The following is a 17,393-nucleotide window of genomic DNA, read 5'->3' as shown; positions in this document are numbered from 1 at the left end:
CGGCGGCGGCCCCGCCGCCCCACGGACCGCTCAGCGCCCGCCCGCGCACGGATACAGACCGGGCGCCCCCGCCTTGTCCCCCACCAGGGCCGGGGCGCCCTCCCACTCCCACAACAGCAGCTCGTTGGCGCCCTCGCGCAGCACCGGGCCCGGCACATACAGGGCCCGCTGCGGCCCGAGACCCCAATAGCGCCCCAGACAGAAACCGTTGATCCAGGCGAAGCCATGACTCCACCCCGGCAGCGCGAGATCGGCGTCCCCGGGCCGCCCGGCCACCGTCACCGACCCCCGGTACAGCCCCGCGGCGCCGCCCGCCTCCTCCACCGCCCGGAACGGAACGTTGGCCAACGCCCCGGGGCCCTCCATCGCATCCAGCCGCAGCCCCCGGGACCGTACGCCGTGCAGAAACTGCCGCTCGTGCAGCAGCCCGCCCGTGATCCCCTTGGACTCACCGAGCCGCGGCCCGTAGTTGACCCGTCCCAGCGACGCCACCCACAACTCCACCGACGCCGGCCCGGCCACCTCCCCGAGCACCGCGTCCTCGGTGTCCACCACCGGCCCGCGCACGCCGTCGACCCACACCACCGCCCGGTCCCGCAGCCCGCTCACCCGCAGCGGACGGGGACCACGCGGCCCCGGCACCTCGACCCGGTAGCGGACCACCCCCCGGTCCACCCCCAGCTCCTCGAACGTCGCCGGAGCGCCCCCCTCCCGCTCCGCACCGCCCAGCACCTCCATCACGTCCCCGGCGCACGCCCATTCCCCGACCTCCGCACGCACCGGCTCCGCCAGCACCCGCAGCGGCTCCGGCACCCGGGGCAACGGCCCGTCCGCCCACTCGGCGAGCACCTCCCGGAACCGCCAGAACTTCTCCGTGGCACGCCCGCGTTCATCGACCGGCGCCCCGTAGTCGTAGGAGGTGACCGTCGGCTGCAGCGCCCCGTCGTGCAGCTCGCCCGCGCGGTTCGCCCCCGCCCACCCGCCGAAATTCGTCCCCCCGTGCGCCATATAGATATTGACCGAAGCCCCGCCCTCCAGAATCTCCCGCAGCGCCGCGGCGGCATCCTCCGGAGCGCGCGGCGCCTCCTCCTGCCCCCAGTGCGTGAACCACCCGCACCAGAACTCCATGCACATCAGCGGCCCCCGATCCTGGTGGCGCCGCAACACCGCCAGCGCCTCCCCGGCCCCCGAACCGAAGTTGACGGTGGCCGGCAGGCCCGGCACCGAACCACCGCTGAGCATGTGGTCCTCGGGCCCGTCCGAGGTGAACAGCGGCACCCGCACCCCCAGCTCCCGCAGCCGCTCCACGAGGTGCGCCAGATACACCCCGTCGCTGCCGTACGAGCCGTACTCGTTCTCCGCCTGCACCATGATCACCGGCCCGCCGCCCGCGCCGCCGGGCCCCGCCGCCGTGCACTGCCGCGCCACCACCTGCGGCATCAGCCGCCCGAACCAGGCGTCCACGGCCCGCAGATACGCCGCATCCCGCGTCCGCACCCGCCGCCCCAGCGGCCCGGTCAGCCATTGCGGCAGCCCGCCGTTCTCCCACTCCGCGCAGATGTAGGGCCCCGGGCGGACGATCGCCCACAGCCCCGCCGCCTGCACCGCGTCCAGGAACCGCCCCAGCGCCTCCGGGTCCCTGAACTCGCCGGGCCGCGGCTCGTGCAGATTCCACGGCACATAGGTCTCCACGCAGTTCAGGCCCATCGCCCGCAGCATCGCCAGCCGGTGGTCCCACTGCGCCTCGTGCACCCGGAAGTAGTGCATCGCCCCGGACAGCAGCCGCACCGGCCGCCCGTCCAGCATGAAGTCCCGCTCGCCCGCCTCGAACTGCGTCACGTCACCCGCCCCTGTGTCGTCTCCTGTGCGCCACCGGCCGGGCGCACCCGGTCACCGGTCACCCTTGCCCTCTGGCGGTGTGACGGTCCATGGACAAAGATCGGATCTGTTTGGACGGTTCGACGGTCCGACGGAGCGGTACGGAGCGACGGGAGGCCCGGACGTGTACCACACCTGGATGCGCTACTTCACCCCGAGCCCGGTCCACCACCGGCTCGGCCTGGTGTGCCTGGGAGTCGGTCTCCAGCACGGCACCTTGCCCACGGTCGGTCCGCGCACCCTCGACCACCATGTCGCCATCGTCATCAGCGCCGGCCGCGGCTGGTTCACCGCCCCCGACGGCCGGCGCCGTACGGTGACAGCGCCCGCTCTGCTATGGATCATGCCGGGGGTGCCGCACCACTACGGCGCCGACCCGGAGACCGGCTGGGACGAGAGCTTCGTCGACTTCACCGGGCCGGCCGCCGCGACCTACACCGAACTCGGCTACATCGAACCGGACCGCCCGCTCGTGCCTCTGGCCGACACCGGCCCGGCCCGCACCGCCATCGGACGGATCGCCCGCGCGGCGCGGCGGGGCAACCCCCTGCTGGAGGTGGAGACCTCGGCCGCGGTCCACGAACTCCTCGTCGCCCTGCGCAGGGCACGCGCCGACACCGACGCCGACGGGGACCCGGTCCTCCAGGCCCTCGCCCGGGACGCCTTCCTCCCCCTCTCGGTCGCCGAACATGCCGCCCGGCACGGCATGACCCCCGCGGAACTCCGCACCGCCGTACGCCGCGGTGCCGGCTGCAGCCCCAAGGACTACCTGCTGGGCATACGCCTGGGCCGTGCCAAGGAACTCCTGGTGGGAACCGAACTCCCGGTGGCGGCGGTGGCCCGCAGGGTCGGCTACGACGACCCGGCGTACTTCAGCCGCCTGTTCACCCGACGGGTCGGCACCGCCCCCGTACGCTTCCGCGACCGCCAGATCCGCAACGTACCCGGCGGCTGGTCCACACAGATCCCCGACCCGAACGACCCGCCCCTGGTCAGCGGGTACAACGGCTGAGGCTGGTTGGGGGCAGCTTTATGGCTCGCTTGGGCCCGGCTCGGTTCGGCTCGGTGCGGGTTGCCTGTGGCTGGGGCCGGTGCGCCTTTTCGTCGTGGGTGGTGGGTCGGAGGGGACGCCCGGTACCCCTCCCCCAGCCTTCGGCCGGGAGGTGCCCCCACGGCGCGGGCGGCCCTGGTCCATGGATTTGATTGCCCCGGCGTTCGCTCCGGTCCTGCGGGCGGGGCACCGGACATCCCCTCCGACCGCCGCCCGTTGGCGACTGTCCCGCCGTACCAATCACCGTTACGACCACCACCAGCCCACCCCTTGGCAGAGCACTGGCCAACCACCAGGTCCAGGCCGCGCCCAGGCCTTGGCAGGACACTGGGCACCCGCCAGGTACGAAACACATCAGCCCTTGGCAGGAGACTGGGCAACCACCAGGTCCGAGCCGCACCAGCCCTTGGCAGGGAACTGGGCAACCACCAGGTCCGAGCCACACCTGCCCATGGCAGGGCGCTGGCCGGCAGGCGTGCAGATTGTCGGCCGCCCAACCGTCGTTATCGGGCCGTCGCCATCCGGGCCGTCGTCGTCCGGCCGACCCCGCCCCGGGTGCACCTTGCCCGGAGCCGGCATGCGCTTGTGATCGTTGACGGACGGTGCCACCGGCCGGCAGCCGGGAACGCACGAAGGCCGGAGGGGATGTACCGGGACCCGCCCGCAGGACCGGAGCGAACGCCGGGGTACTCAATTCCATGGACCAGGGCCGCCCGCGCCGTGGGGGCACCTCCCGGCCGAAGGCTGGGGGAGGGTTCCGGTGCGTCCCCTCCGGCCCCAGCGGCACCCACGAACCCCGAACGGCACCAGCCCCAACAGACCAAGCCGCCAAAACCCAGCCCGGCACCGACCACGCCCCAAAGGGGCGCGAGGAACCGCGCGCCCAGCCACAACGCACCCGCAGACCCACCACCCGCAACCCCCACCCCCAGAACAGGGATGCACCGCCCACCCGCGTTACGGCAGCATGACGTCATGCCCGCACTGCAGCGCGACGAGGCGCAGACCCGAGCCCGGCTCATCGACGTCCACCGTTACGAGATCGCCCTCGACCTCACCCGAGGCGAGGACCACTTCGACTCCCGTACGGTCATCCACTTCACCGCGCACGCAGACGGCGACACCTTCGTCGAGGTCAAACCCGCCGAGCTGCACTCCGCCACCCTCGACGGCCACCCCCTCGACCCCGCGGCCCTGGACGACAACCGCCTCCCGCTCACCGGCCTCACCCCCGGCGCCCACGAACTGCGCCTGGACGCCACCATGCGCTACTCCCGCACCGGCGAAGGCATGCACCGCTTCACCGACCCCGCCGACGGCGAGACCTACGCCTACACCCAGCTGTTCATGGAGGACGTCCAGCGCGTCTTCGCGGCCTTCGACCAGCCCGACCTCAAGGCCGTCTTCGCCCTCACCGTCACCGCCCCCACCGACTGGACCGTCCTCGGCAACGGCATCGCCACCCAAGGCGACCCCGGCCACTGGACCCTCGCCCCCACCCCGCTGATCTCGACCTACCTCGTCGCCGTCGCCGCAGGCCCCTGGCACTCCGTACGCACCGAACACGCCGGACTGCCCTTCGGCCTCCACTGCCGCCGCTCCCTGGCCCCGTACCTCGACGCCGACGCCGACGAAATCCTTGACCTCACCCGGCGCTGCTTCGACCGCTACCACCAGATCTTCGAGGAGCCGTACCCCTTCGACTCCTACGACCAGGCCTTCGTCCCCGAGTTCAACGCCGGCGCCATGGAGAACCCCGGCCTGGTCACCTTCCGCGACGAATTCGTCTTCCGCTCCGCCGTCACCGACACCGAACGCCAGACCCGGGGCATGGTCGTCTCCCACGAAATGGCTCATATGTGGTTCGGCGACCTCGTCACCCTCCAATGGTGGGACGACATCTGGCTGAACGAGTCCTTCGCCGAATACATGGGTTACCAGGTCCTGGCCGAAGCCACCCGCTTCAAGGACACCTGGACCGATTTCGCCATCGCGCGCAAGGGCTGGGGCTACGACGCCGACCAGCGTCCCTCCACCCACCCCGTCGCCCCCGCCCCCGAGGACGTCCCCGACACCACCTCGGCGCTCACCAACTTCGACGGCATCTCCTACGCCAAGGGCGCCTCCGCACTGCGCCAACTCGTCGCCTGGATGGGGGAGAAGGCCTTCCTCGCCGGTATCAACGACCACTTCGCCCGGCACCGCTTCGGCAACGCCACCCTCGCCGACTTCATCGATTCGCTCTCCCGCGCCACCGATCGCGACGTCCACGCCTGGGCGGAGCGCTGGCTGCGCACCACGGGAGTCGACACCCTGACCCCCGTCGTGGAAGAAGGCACGGACGGCCACTGGAGCGTGTCCGTCGAGCAGACCGGAAGCCCGGACGGCATCCGCCCGCACCGGCTCACCATCGGCCTCTACGACCACGACCACACCGCCCCGGGCCGCCTCGTCCCGCGCGAGCCGCTGTCCTGGGACGTGCCCGACGGCGGCGGCCACTCCGCCACGGGCGGCCGCCCCGCCCTGCTCCTGCTCAACGACCAGGACCTCACCTACGCCAAGGTCCGCCTCGACCCCGTCTCCTGGGACACCGCCCTCGGCGCCCTGTCCGGGCTTCCCGAACCGCTGACCCGCGCCGTGGTGTGGAACGCCGCCCGCGACATGGTCCGCGACGGCGAACTCGCCCCCGCCGCCTACCTCGACGCCGCCCGCACCCACCTCCCGTACGAAACCGACCTCGCCGTCGTCCAAGGCGTCCTGGCCTTCGCCCGCACCCAGATCGCCGACCGCTACCTCCCCCACACCGAACGCCGCACCGCCCTCGCCACCCTCACCTCCCTCAGCCGCGACATACTCCGCCGCACCGAGGGCCCCGAACACGGCTCGGAAGCGGGGCTGCGGCTCACCGCCGTCCGTACCTTCATCGACAGCGCCACCACCCCCGAAGGCATCCAGGACTGGCTCGACGACGGCAGCGTCCCCGGCGGCCCCCGCCTCGACCCCGAACTGCGCTGGCGCACCCTCGGCCGGCTCGCCACCCTCGGCGCGGCGCCGCTCGACGAACTCCGCGCCGCCATCGACGCCGAACTCGCCCGCGACCCCAGCGCCACCGGCCGCGAAGGCGCGGCCCGCTGCCACGCCGCGCTCCCCGACCCGGCCGCCAAACAAGCCGCCTGGGGCGCCCTGTTCACCACCGACGGCACAGCCGCCCTGTCCAACTACCTCTTCACCGCCACCGCCACCGGCTTCTGGGCACCCGAACAGCGCGACCTGCTCCGCCCGTACGTCGCCCGCTACTTCACCGAGGTCCCCGCCCTCGCCGCCGCCCGCGGCCCCGCCCTCGCCGATGCCGCAGGCCGCTACGCCTTCCCCGCCGTCTTCGTCGAGGAGGACACCCTCCGGCGCGGCGAGGCCTGCCTCGCCGACGGCGACCCGACACCCGCCCTGCGCCGCAAGCTCATCGACCAGCTCGATGACCTGCGCAGGGCGCTGAAGGTACGCGCCGCGGCCGGGGGCGCCTAGCCAGGACCCGTTCCCGTTCCCGTTCCTGCCCCGCCTCCTGGCACAACGGCATGGCCTACGGAGGGACACCCCGGTCGCCCCGTACGGCCGGGGCGACCGGCCGGTCCGGCATGTCGATGCCCGGGCATCCCGTTCGTCCTTAAGCTCGACGGGACATAACGGGCTATTTGCCCATGACTCCAGGAGTGATCATGACCGGTTCCGCCACCCAGGGAATCAAGACCGTGCTGCACCCCGTGTCCGACCTGGCGACGGCCAAGGCGGTGTACGCCGCCCTGCTCGGCGTGCCACCGCAGGCCGACGAGTCCTACTACGTCGGCTTCGAGGCCGGTGGCCAGCACATCGGACTGGTGCCGGGCGGCGGGCCGCAGGGCATGACCGCACCGGTGGCCTACTGGCACGTGCCGGACATCGAGGCGAAGCTGGCCGAGGTGACCGCCGCGGGCGCCACCGTGAAGGAGCCCGCGCACGAGGTCGGCGGCGGCCGCCTGGTGGCCACCGTCACCGACCCCGACGGCAACGTCCTCGGGCTGCTTCAGGACCGGTGAGAGCCGCGCCGGCCGGGCGGTCACCGCGCCGTCCCGGCCGGCGCCGCCGCTGAGGCGGACGCCGTGGACCCTGCCCGTTGCACGACCCCTCCGGCACAGCAAAATCAGACGTTACGCTCGGAGCCGGTCAGATCGAGCCAGGCGACGCCGACGGAGACTGCGAAGGCGGCCCCTCCTCCCGGATGGAGACACGATGAGCAAGGTCACGAGGACGGACCCGCAGTCGCCCGCTCCGCACGCTGCCGACAGCCACGATCTGATCCGGGTGCACGGCGCGCGCGAGAACAACCTCAAGGACGTCAGCATCGAGATCCCGAAGCGCCGGCTGACGGTGTTCACCGGCGTCTCCGGCTCGGGCAAGAGCTCGCTGGTCTTCCACACCATCGCCGCGGAGTCGCAGCGGCTGATCAACGAGACCTACAGCGCCTTCGTACAGGGCTTCATGCCGACCCTGGCCCGGCCCGAGGTCGACGTCCTCGAAGGGCTGACCACCGCGATCATCGTCGACCAGCAGCGGATGGGGTCCGACGCCCGCTCCACCGTCGGCACCGTCACCGACGCCAACGCGATGCTGCGCATCCTCTTCAGCCGGCTCGGGAAGCCGCACATCGGCCCGCCCGGCGCGTACGCCTTCAACGTCCCCTCGGTCCGGGCGAGCGGCGCCATCACCGTCGAGCGCGGCGCCCGGAAGGCGGTCAAGGCGACCTTCACCCGCACCGGCGGCATGTGCACGCGCTGCGAAGGCCGCGGCACGGTCTCCGACATCGACCTCACCCAGCTCTACGACGACTCCAAGTCGCTCGCCGAGGGCGCGTTCACCATCCCCGGCTGGAAGTCAGACAGCTTCTGGACCGTGCGGGTCTACGCCGAGTCGGGCCTCCTCGACCCGCACAAGCCGATCCGCAAGTTCACCAAGAAGGAGATGCACGACTTCCTCCACCGGGAGCCGACCAAGGTGAAGGTCGAGGGCGTCAACCTCACCTACGAAGGGCTGATCCCCAAGATCCAGAAGTCGTTCCTGTCCAAGGACAAGGAGTCGCTGCAGCCGCACATCAGGGCGTTCGTGGAGCGGGCGGTCACCTTCACCACCTGCCCCGAGTGCGAGGGCACCCGGCTCAGCGAGGGGGCCCGGTCGTCGCGCATCGGCGACATCAGCATCGCCGACGCCTGCGCCCTGCAGATCAGCGACCTGGCCGCCTGGGTCCGCGGCCTCGACGAGCCGTCGGTGGCGCCCCTGCTCACCGCGCTGCAGCAGACGCTCGACTCGTTCACCGAGATCGGCCTCGGCTACCTCTCGCTCGACCGGGCGTCGGGCACGCTGTCGGGCGGCGAGGCGCAGCGCGTCAAGATGATCCGCCACCTCGGCTCCTCGCTCACCGACACCACCTACGTCTTCGACGAGCCCACCACGGGCCTGCACCCCCACGACATCCAGCGGATGAACAACCTGCTGCTGCGGCTGCGGGACAAGGGCAACACGGTGCTCGTCGTGGAGCACAAGCCGGAGACCATCGCGATCGCCGACCACGTCGTCGACCTGGGCCCCGGCGCCGGCGCGGCGGGCGGCACGGTCTGCTTCGAGGGCACCGTCGAGGGGCTGCGGGCCGGCGGCACCGTCACCGGCCGCCATTTCGACGACCGGGCCGCCGTCAAGGAAACCATGCGCACCCCCACCGGCAGGCTGGAGATCCGCGGCGCGACGACGCACAACCTGCGCGGTGTCGACGTCGACATCCCGCTCGGGGTGCTGACCGTCGTCACCGGCGTCGCCGGCTCCGGAAAGAGCTCGCTCGTCCACGGGTCGCTGCCAGGAGGGGCGGGGACCAACGGCGAGGGCGTGGTGTCGGTCGACCAGGCCCCGATCCGCGGCTCACGACGGAGCAACCCGGCGACGTACACCGGGCTGCTCGACCCGATCCGCAAGGCGTTCGCCAAGGCCAACGGCGTGAAGCCGGGACTGTTCAGCTCCAACTCCGAGGGCGCCTGCCCCACCTGCAACGGCGCCGGTGTCATCTTCACCGATCTGGCGATGATGGCCGGCGTCGCCTCCCCCTGCGAGGAGTGCGAGGGCAAGCGGTTCCAGGCCTCGGTCCTGGACCACCATCTCGGCGGCCGCGACATCAGCGAGGTGCTGGCGATGTCGGTGACCGAGGCCGCAGAGTTCTTCGGCGACGGCGAGGCACACACACCGGCCGCGCACCGCATCCTCGGCCGGCTCGCCGACGTCGGACTCGGCTACCTCGGCCTCGGCCAGCCGCTCACCACACTGTCCGGCGGCGAGCGGCAACGGCTCAAGCTGGCCACCCACATGGCCGAGAAGGGCGGCGTCTACCTCCTCGACGAACCGACCGCCGGCCTCCACCTCGCCGATGTCGAGCAGCTGCTCGGCCTGCTCGACCGGCTCGTCGACTCCGGCAAGTCGGTCATCGTCATCGAGCACCATCAGGCGGTCATGGCGCACGCCGACTGGATCATCGACCTCGGCCCCGGCGCAGGCCACGACGGCGGCCGGATCGTCTTCGAGGGCACCCCCGCCGACCTCGTCGCCGCCCGCTCCACCCTCACCGGCGAACACCTCGCGGCCTACGTCGGCACCTGACCCGGGGGAGACCCCCTTCGGCGGGCCCGCGCGGCCACCATGAGACGGGTGCCGCAGTGCCGCCCCCGGCCCCCGGCCCCCGGACGGAAAGCCGCCGCGGCGGGGCGTCGGCGACGGTCCGCGCCGCCGGTCGGCGGCACCCGAACACCTGCGGTACACCCGTACCACTTACGGGTGGTATGACCGCAACCAGTGGATACCGGCTGTGCAGGGAAAGTAACTTTGGGCTGCCTGAGGGCTGGTCCGCATGGGATCGACGCCCCAACTCCCCTGACAGAAGAGCACATTGATGCCCGTGCCCCCTGCCGGCACCGCCCTCGCAGGCGGCACCAACGGCCCCCGCGCACTCCGCCCCCTCCTCGAAACCGTCCTCGACGCCCTCACCACCGGAGCCCAGGACCGCGCCGGCCCCCTCCCGCCCGGCGGCCCCGCCACCGTCACCCGCGCCGTACGCGACGCCTGCCACCCCCTGCTCCCCGACCACGGCACCGGCCCGCACACCGCCCTGCGCACCCTCGTCCACACCCTCGCCGCCGGCGCCGCCGACCCCGCCGACCCCCACTGCGCCGCCCACCTGCACTGCCCGCCCCTGGCCCTCGCCACCGCCGCCGACCTCGCCGCCGGCGCCCTCAACCCCTCCATGGACTCCTGGGACCAGGCCCCCGCCGCCTCCGCCCTCGAAGCCCTCACCAGCCGTGAACTCGCCGCCCTGGTCTACCCCCGGGCCGACCGCCCCGACGCCCTGATCACCACCGGCGGCACCGAATCCAACCAGCTCGCCCTCCTCCTCGCCCGCGAAGCCACCGCCCCCGGCGGCACCGCCACCGACCCCCACCGGCCCGCCCCGCCCCTCCAGATCGTCTGCGGCGCCAACGCCCACCACAGCATCCACCGCTCCGCCTGGCTCCTCGGCCTCCCCGAACCCCTCACCCTCCCCACCCCCGACGGCATCCTCACCCCCGACACCGTCCACACCTGCCTCGCCAACCTCGCAGGCCGCACCGGCCCCGTCCTCCTCACCGCCACCGCAGGCACCACCGACTCCGGCGCCCTCGACCCCCTCCCGGCCCTCGCCGACGTCGCCGACCACCACGGCGCCCGCTTCCACGTCGACGCCGCCTACGGCGGAGCCCTCCTCTTCAGCGACACCCACCGCAGCGCACTGAACGGCCTCGCCCGCGCCCACACCGTCGCCCTCGACCTGCACAAACTCGGCTGGCAACCCGTCGCGGCCGGCCTCCTCGCCGTCCCCGACCCCGCCACCCTGGCCCCCCTCACCCACCAGGCCGACTACCTCAACGCCGACGACGACACCGAAGCCGGCCTCCCCGACCTCCTCAGCCGCTCCCTGCGCACCACCCGCCGCCCCGACATCCTCAAAATCGCCGTCACCCTCAAAGCCCTCGGCCGCCACGGCCTCGGCGAACTCGTCGACCGCACCCTCGCCGCCGCGCAGACCCTCGCCGACCTCATCGAGGCCCACCCCCGCTACGAACTCCACTCCCGTCCGGCCCTCAGCACCGTCCTCTTCCGCCCCACCGGCGCCGACGACACCGCCCTCGCCACCATCCGCCGCACCCTCCTCACCGACGGACAGGCCGTCCTCGGCCGCGCCACCACCCCCACCGGCCTCTGGCTCAAAGCCACCCTCCTCAACCCCCACACCCAACCCGGAGACCTGACCACCCTCCTCAAACTCGTGGAAGGCCACACGCCTCGATGACCGCCACCCCGCACCCGGAAACCCCCCTCACCACCCACACCACGAGCCCCGGTGAACCCCTCGACCTCGCGGGCATCGGCATCGGCCCCTTCAACCTCTCCCTCGCCGCCCTCGCCCACCCCCTCACCCCCCTCCGCGCCGCCTTCTACGACCAGCGCCCCGCCTTCCACTGGCACCCCGGCCTCCTGATCGACGGCGCCACCCTCCAAGTCCCCTTCCTCGCCGACCTGGTCACCCTCGCCGACCCCGCCAGCCCCTGGACCTTCCTCAACTACCTCAAAACCCGCGAACGGCTCTTCCCCTTCTACTTCGCCGAACGCTTCCACCTCCACCGCGCCGAATACGACGCCTACTGCCGCTGGGTCAGCGAAAACCTCCCCAGCCTCCACTTCGGCCACCAGATCGACGCCGTCCGCTGGAACCCCGAACACGAAGTCTTCGAAGTCGACTTCACCCAGCTCGACACCGAAGGCGAAGCCGAAGCCCTGGGCCGCACCTACGCCCGCAACCTCGTCCTCGGCATCGGCACCACCCCCCACATCCCCGTCCCCCTCCGCCCCCTCGCCGAGGCCCCCGCCGTCCCCGTCATCCACTCCGCCGACTACCTCGACCACCGCGACAGCCTCATCGGCGCCAACCACGTCACCGTCATCGGCGCCGGCCAGTCAGGCGCCGAAATCTTCCTCGACCAGCTCCGCGCCCGCCCCGCCGGCCGCGAACGCCTCCACTGGCTCGCCCGCACCCCCGCCTTCGCCCCCATGGAATACAGCAAACTCGGCCTCGAACACTTCACCCCCGACTACACCCGCTACTTCCACGCCCTGCCCGAACGCGTCCGCGACGACCTCGTCCCCGGCCAATGGCAGCTCCACAAAGGCATCGACCACGCCACCCTCGGAGCCATCCACGACGAGCTCTACCGCCGCACCCTCGACGGCGGCTGGCCCGACGCCACCCTCACCCCCGGAGTCTTCGTCCGCACCGCGGGCCGCGTCGGCACCACCAAGGTCGAACTCCACCTCGACCACACCCAGCAAGGCACCCGCTCCCGCCTCACCACCGACGCCGTCATCCTCGCCACCGGCTACCGCGAACGCCGCATGGACACCCTGCTCGCCGCCATCGACCCCTACCTACGCCGCGACTCCGGCGCCCGCCCCCGTATCGACGCCGACCACCGCCTCGTCCTCGACCCCGCCGTCACCGGCTCGGTCTACGTCCAGAACGCCGAAACCCACACCCACGGCGTCGGCACCCCCGACCTCGGCCTCGCCGCCTGGCGCAGCGCCACCATCCTCAACTGCCTCACCGGCAACACCCCCTACCCCCTCCCCAGCCGCACGGCCTTCACCAGCTTCGGCCTCCCCCAGCCGTCGACGGGACGCACCGGCATGGTCCCCCGCCAGGGCTCCACCCTCGTCCCCCGCCGCTGACCCCGGCCCCCTGCCACCGACGTCCGTCCGCCACCCGACACCAGGCCCACGGGAGCCGGGGGAGTGGGGAACCCGGGGGAGCCCGCGGGAGTGCCGGGCCCAGGAAGAGACCGCAGCCGCCCCCGGACGGCGCCCCCTCCCGCCCGTGCCTCCGGCGACCCCGCGGCCCCTGGCGGTCCACCGGAAATCAGAACACCGGAACCCCGTCCCGCGTCAGCTTCCAGTCCACCGAAGCGAACCGGGCAGGATCGATCTGCCCACTCTCCTGAACCCACCCGATGATCAAATTCCGGATCTCGTCGGACGTCGACCACACCTGCTCCGCGGCCGCCACATGCGGGAAATTACCGCCACCACTCGCCCGGTAATTGTTCACCGCCAGTACGAACCGCGCCGCATCATCCAACGGCTTCCCGCCGAACATCAGCTTCCCGATCCGCTGCCCCGCCGGCTTCGCGATATCGATCTCGTACGAGACGCCGCTCACCACGTCATAGTTGTAATCCGGCGTACCGTCCGCATTCGTGACCTTCGACGGATCCACCGGACCACCGGCCGCCGTCCGCACGTAATACCGCGCCGAAAACTCCAAATACGCCCGCACCTGCGCACCCGTCAACACCCTCGCCTCCAGCGTGTTGTCGAACGGATACAACGCCGCCATCGACCGGATCGTCACCTCACCCTCCGGCACCCTCGCAGTCCGCGAAAAACACGACGCCTGCGACAACACCGGCAACGACGCATACGCCGACCCCGCAAGCGCCTTACGCACCACCTCCGCCTGCACAAAAGCAATGAAGTCCAATACCGGCGTATCCTTCACCGGCGCCTCGGCCGCCGTCATCTCCGCCTTGGACCGGCCGATCACCCGGTTCACATACGCCACGACCTTCCGGTGCTCGGCCCGCAGCAACCCCGTGATCCGCGCGTCCTCCGCCACCGCATTCGAGTTCAGGACCCGCGCACCGACCGACGCCACCTCCCAGCGCCCCCGATGCCACTCCACCGCCACATCGAAAAGCGTCAGCCGCTGCCCCCACTTCAACGGCTCCGACAGCACCACCTCGCGGCCCGTCTCCTTGTTCACCACCCGCCGCTCGGGAACCTCCACATGCGCATGCCCCACCAACACCGCATCGATCCCCGGCACCTGCTCCGCCACCAACGCCGCCGCATTCTCCACATACGGCAACTGATCCCCGTACGACGACGTACCGCTCATCCCGGAATGCGCCGCCACGATCACCACATCCGCGCCCATCGACCGCAGCTTCGGTACCCACTTCGCCGCCTGCTCCACCAGCCCCGGAAACGCCAGCTTCCCCTGCACATGCGCCTTGTCCCAGATCGCGATCCCCGGATTCGTCAAACCCAGCACCGCCACCGTCACCTCCCGGCCGCGCGGTGACCGCAACCGCTTCAGCACATACGGACGGAACGCCGGCCGCAGCGACCTCGCATCCACCGCATTCGCCCCCAGCAGCGGAAAATCACAGCTCTCCTCGAACTTCCGCAGCACCGGAATGCCGTAATTGAACTCATGATTCCCCAGCGCCGCGGCGTCATAGCCGATCGCATTCATCGCCCGCGCCATCGGATGCACCGGCCCGTCCGGATCCGTGATCGGATCCACCTTGGCGTAGTAATACGCCAGCTGGGTGCCCTGAATCGTGTCGCCCGCATCGATCAGCAGCGTGTGCCGCCGGCCCTTCTCCCGCCGCACCTGCGTCACCAGCGTCGAAATCTTCGCCAGACCGACGTCGTTGTGCGCCGCATCGTCGAACTCCGCGCCGGTGGCGTAGTCCCAGTTGAAGACATTGCCGTGCAGATCCGTCGTGCCCATGACCGTGAAGGCGTACCGCTCCCGCCGGTGACCGCGGCCACCGTGGTCACCCGTGCCCCGGGCCTCCACCGCCCCGGCCGCCGGCGCGCCCGCCGCCCCCGCGAGCGCCACCCCGGCCCCCGTCACCACGGAACGCCCCAAGAACTTCCTACGGTCGAGCGACATGCCAACTCCCTTGGATGAACGCCAAAACGCCGATGCGTGCCGTCACACAGCGGGACAACGCGCGTAGATTCTGGCGCAGCCGCACCCCGCGCAACACCCCTCACGCGGCTCCCCCGGATGCCCCACCCCGACCGGCCCCGATATGCGACCCTTCACCACCCACGCCCCCGCACCCACACGCCCCGCACCCGCACACCGCACGCCCCGAACCCGAGGCCCGCCCCACCGAACACACCGAACACACCGGACAGACCGGCCACCGACCCCGAAACCCGGGAGGCACCATGACCGACCCCGCCGCCACGACCTCCGCCGTCCCCACCCCCGCGGGCGCCCCGACCGCCCTCCCGTACGGCACCCCCGACACCCCCCGCCTCGCCGTACGCGGCGAAGCCCGCCTCGACGTCGACCCGGAAATCGCCCGCATCGCCGTCACCGTCAGCGCCCGCGGCACCGACCGCACCACCGCCCTCACCGACCTCACCCGCCGCAACGAACAAGCCCTCACCCTCATCAAGAGCTACGGCGACGCCATCGAAAAACTCGAAACCGGCACCTTCAGCCTCACCCCCCAGCTCACCGAGAAAGGCCGCCACGAACGCGTCCGCGCCTACCACGGACGCGTCACCCACACCGCCACCCTCAACGACTTCACCACCCTCGGCGAACTCACCACCCGCCTCGCCGACCTCGACCTCACCCGCGTCGACGGCCCGTGGTGGGACCTGCGCCCCGACTCACCCGCCCACCGCGCCGCCCGCACCCAGGTCGTCCGCGAAGCCGTCCAGCGCGCCCGCGAATACGCCGAGGCCGTCGGCGCCCGCCTCGACGCCCTCCTCGAAATCGCCGACCTCGGCGCCGAGAACACCGCCCCCGCCCAAGCCCCCGGCATGCGCGGCTTCGCCGGCTACGGCCGCGCCGCCGTCCAGGAATCCGCCCCCGCCCTCGACCTCGAACCCCAGCGCCAAGCCGTCCATGCCCATGTCAACGCACGCTTCACGATGACCCGCCCCGTATTGTGAGACCGCGCGCACGGAATGAATTTCTGCTCATCGGAGCGCCATCGCGCCCATTCCATTACTTGTCAACAGCCTTTCATCAAGCGCTCGTTGAGCAGTCACTTCCCTACCGTTCCCTACCGCCCGGTAAGTCATAGAGTCGAAGCATGCGCCGAGCAAAGATCGTCTGCACACTGGGACCCGCCACCGACTCGTACGAGCAGATCAAAGCCCTCGTCGACGCCGGAATGGACATCGCCCGCTTCAACCTCAGCCACGGCACCTACGCCGAACACGAGGCACGATTCGACCGGGTCCGCAAAGCCTCCGAAGAAACCCGCCGCAGCGTCGGCATTCTCGCCGACCTTCAAGGCCCGAAGATCCGACTCGGCCGATTCCGCGAAGGCCCTGTACTTCTCGAACGCGACGACGAGTTCACCATCACCGTGGAACCCGCCGTCGAAGGCGACCGCCAGATCTGCGGCACCACCTACCACGGCCTCGCCGCCGACGTCACCACCGGCGAACGCATCCTCATCGACGACGGAAAGGTGACCCTCGAAGTCACCGACGTCGACGGACCCCACGTCCGCACCAGGGTCGTCGAAGGCGGCATGGTCTCCGACCACAAAGGCCTCAACCTCCCCGGCGTCGCCGTCTCCGTCCCCGCCCTCTCCGACAAGGACCAGGACGACCTCCGCTGGGCCCTGCGCTACGGCGCCGACATCATCGCCCTCTCCTTCGTCCGCAGCGGCCACGACATCGACGACGTCCACCGCATCATGCGCGAGGAAGACCGCTTCCTCCCCGTCATCGCCAAGGTCGAAAAGCCCCAGGCCGTCGACAACATCGACGACATCGTCGCCGCCTTCGACGGCATCATGGTCGCCCGCGGCGACCTCGGCGTCGAAATGCCCCTCGAAACCGTCCCGATCGTCCAGAAGCGCGCCGTCAAACTCGCCAAGCGCAACGCCAAACCGGTCATCGTCGCCACCCAGATGCTCGACTCGATGATCGACAACTCCCGCCCCACCCGCGCCGAAGCCTCCGACGTCGCCAACGCCGTCATCGACGGCACCGACGCCGTCATGCTCTCCGGCGAGACCAGCGTCGGGAAGTACCCCACCGAGACCGTCAAGACGATGAGCCGCATCGTCGAGGCCGCCGAGGAAGACCTCCTCGCCAAGGGCCTCCCGCCGCTCACCGAGGCCAACAAGCCCCGCACCCAGGGCGGCGCCGTCGCCCGCGCCGCCGCCGACATCGGCGACTTCCTCGGCGCCAAGTTCCTCGTCGCCTTCACCCAGTCCGGCGACACCGTCCGCCGCCTCTCCCGCTACCGCTCGCCCATCCCGCTGCTGGCCTTCACCCCCGACCCGGCCACCCGCTCCCAGCTCAACGTCAGCTGGGGCGTGGAGACCTTCCTCGGCCCGACCGTCAACTCCACCGACGAGATGGTCGCCCAGGTCGACGAGCAGCTTCTGAGGCTCGGCCGCTGCCAGAAGGGCGACGTCGTGATCATCACGGCCGGCTCCCCGCCCGGAGTCCCCGGCTCCACCAACCTCGTCCGCGTCCACCACATCGGCGAGGACGACTCCCCGAAGTAGCCCCACCCGCACCGCGATTCCGCTGG

Annotated in this window: 10 protein-coding genes; 8 read left to right on the top strand and 2 right to left on the bottom strand. The window is 71.5% G+C overall.

Annotated elements, in window-relative coordinates:
- Nucleotides 1-30 precede the first annotated feature (30 nt).
- Complete coding sequence (locus tag ABR737_RS13050) at nucleotides 31-1,839, bottom strand: glycoside hydrolase family 35 protein (protein WP_502964311.1); 1,809 nt, start codon at nucleotides 1,837-1,839, stop codon at nucleotides 31-33.
- Nucleotides 1,840-2,002: 163 nt separating this feature from the next.
- On the opposite strand from ABR737_RS13050, the gene ABR737_RS13045 reads away from it, so the two are divergent.
- The 6 genes from ABR737_RS13045 (at nucleotide 2,003) to ABR737_RS13020 (ending at nucleotide 12,754) form a co-directional block, all read left to right on the top strand.
- Nucleotides 2,003-2,890, top strand: coding sequence for a helix-turn-helix domain-containing protein (locus tag ABR737_RS13045; protein ID WP_350250344.1), 888 nt, complete (start codon nucleotides 2,003-2,005; stop codon nucleotides 2,888-2,890).
- A 1,014-nt stretch (nucleotides 2,891-3,904) separates the two neighbouring features.
- On the top strand, nucleotides 3,905-6,451 hold the full coding sequence (pepN, locus tag ABR737_RS13040) for an aminopeptidase N (RefSeq protein ID WP_350250343.1): 2,547 nt from the start codon (nucleotides 3,905-3,907) through the stop codon (nucleotides 6,449-6,451).
- 191 nt (nucleotides 6,452-6,642) lie between these two features.
- A complete protein-coding gene (locus ABR737_RS13035) occupies nucleotides 6,643-6,999 on the top strand; it encodes a VOC family protein (protein ID WP_311623365.1) in 357 nt (118 codons plus the stop codon).
- A gap of 193 nt (nucleotides 7,000-7,192) precedes the next feature.
- Nucleotides 7,193-9,598, top strand: coding sequence for an ATP-binding cassette domain-containing protein (locus tag ABR737_RS13030; protein WP_350250342.1), 2,406 nt, complete (start codon nucleotides 7,193-7,195; stop codon nucleotides 9,596-9,598).
- 289 nt (nucleotides 9,599-9,887) lie between these two features.
- The gene (locus tag ABR737_RS13025) at nucleotides 9,888-11,321 is read left to right on the top strand and encodes a pyridoxal phosphate-dependent decarboxylase family protein (RefSeq protein WP_350250341.1); all 1,434 of its coding nucleotides are present in this window, start codon (nucleotides 9,888-9,890) and stop codon (nucleotides 11,319-11,321) included.
- Nucleotides 11,318-12,754, top strand: coding sequence for a lysine N(6)-hydroxylase/L-ornithine N(5)-oxygenase family protein (locus tag ABR737_RS13020; RefSeq protein ID WP_350250340.1), 1,437 nt, complete (start codon nucleotides 11,318-11,320; stop codon nucleotides 12,752-12,754). Before ABR737_RS13025 ends, ABR737_RS13020 begins: the two co-directional genes overlap by 4 nt.
- A 187-nt stretch (nucleotides 12,755-12,941) precedes the next feature.
- Here the strand turns inward: ABR737_RS13020 and ABR737_RS13015 are convergent, their stop codons facing one another.
- Nucleotides 12,942-14,765 carry a bifunctional metallophosphatase/5'-nucleotidase gene (locus ABR737_RS13015; protein ID WP_350250339.1) on the bottom strand — a complete coding sequence of 608 codons (1,824 nt, stop codon included), beginning with the start codon at nucleotides 14,763-14,765 and terminating at the stop codon, nucleotides 12,942-12,944.
- Nucleotides 14,766-15,049: 284 nt separating this feature from the next.
- Here ABR737_RS13015 and ABR737_RS13010 point away from each other — a divergent pair, with 284 nt between their 5' ends.
- A complete protein-coding gene (locus ABR737_RS13010; protein ID WP_350250338.1) occupies nucleotides 15,050-15,787 on the top strand; it encodes an SIMPL domain-containing protein in 738 nt (245 codons plus the stop codon).
- Between the two features lie 143 nt (nucleotides 15,788-15,930).
- Nucleotides 15,931-17,367: a pyruvate kinase gene (pyk, locus tag ABR737_RS13005; RefSeq protein WP_328387630.1), complete on the top strand. Its 1,437-nt coding sequence runs from the start codon at nucleotides 15,931-15,933 to the stop codon at nucleotides 17,365-17,367.
- The last annotated feature ends 26 nt before the right edge of the window (nucleotides 17,368-17,393 follow it).

Origin of the sequence: Streptomyces sp. Edi2 (genome assembly GCF_040253635.1) — a bacterium.
In the GTDB taxonomy this organism is placed as follows: Bacteria; Actinomycetota; Actinomycetes; order Streptomycetales; family Streptomycetaceae; genus Streptomyces.
The sequence above is the reverse complement of the archived record's forward strand: the minus strand, read 5'-3'. Positions and strand labels throughout refer to the sequence as shown.

What these genes read in the sequence shown, in the direction of transcription:
- pepN (WP_350250343.1), top strand. Translation starts at nt 3,905, where the DNA reads ATGCCCGCACTGCAGCGCGACGAGGCGCAGACCCGAGCCCGGCTCATC.
- ABR737_RS13035 (WP_311623365.1), top strand. Translation starts at nt 6,643, where the DNA reads ATGACCGGTTCCGCCACCCAGGGAATCAAGACCGTGCTGCACCCCGTG.
- ABR737_RS13030 (WP_350250342.1), top strand. Translation starts at nt 7,193, where the DNA reads ATGAGCAAGGTCACGAGGACGGACCCGCAGTCGCCCGCTCCGCACGCT.
- ABR737_RS13025 (WP_350250341.1), top strand. Translation starts at nt 9,888, where the DNA reads ATGCCCGTGCCCCCTGCCGGCACCGCCCTCGCAGGCGGCACCAACGGC.
- ABR737_RS13020 (WP_350250340.1), top strand. Translation starts at nt 11,318, where the DNA reads ATGACCGCCACCCCGCACCCGGAAACCCCCCTCACCACCCACACCACG.
- ABR737_RS13015 (WP_350250339.1), bottom strand. Translation starts at nt 14,765, where the DNA reads ATGTCGCTCGACCGTAGGAAGTTCTTGGGGCGTTCCGTGGTGACGGGG.
- ABR737_RS13010 (WP_350250338.1), top strand. Translation starts at nt 15,050, where the DNA reads ATGACCGACCCCGCCGCCACGACCTCCGCCGTCCCCACCCCCGCGGGC.
- pyk (WP_328387630.1), top strand. Translation starts at nt 15,931, where the DNA reads ATGCGCCGAGCAAAGATCGTCTGCACACTGGGACCCGCCACCGACTCG.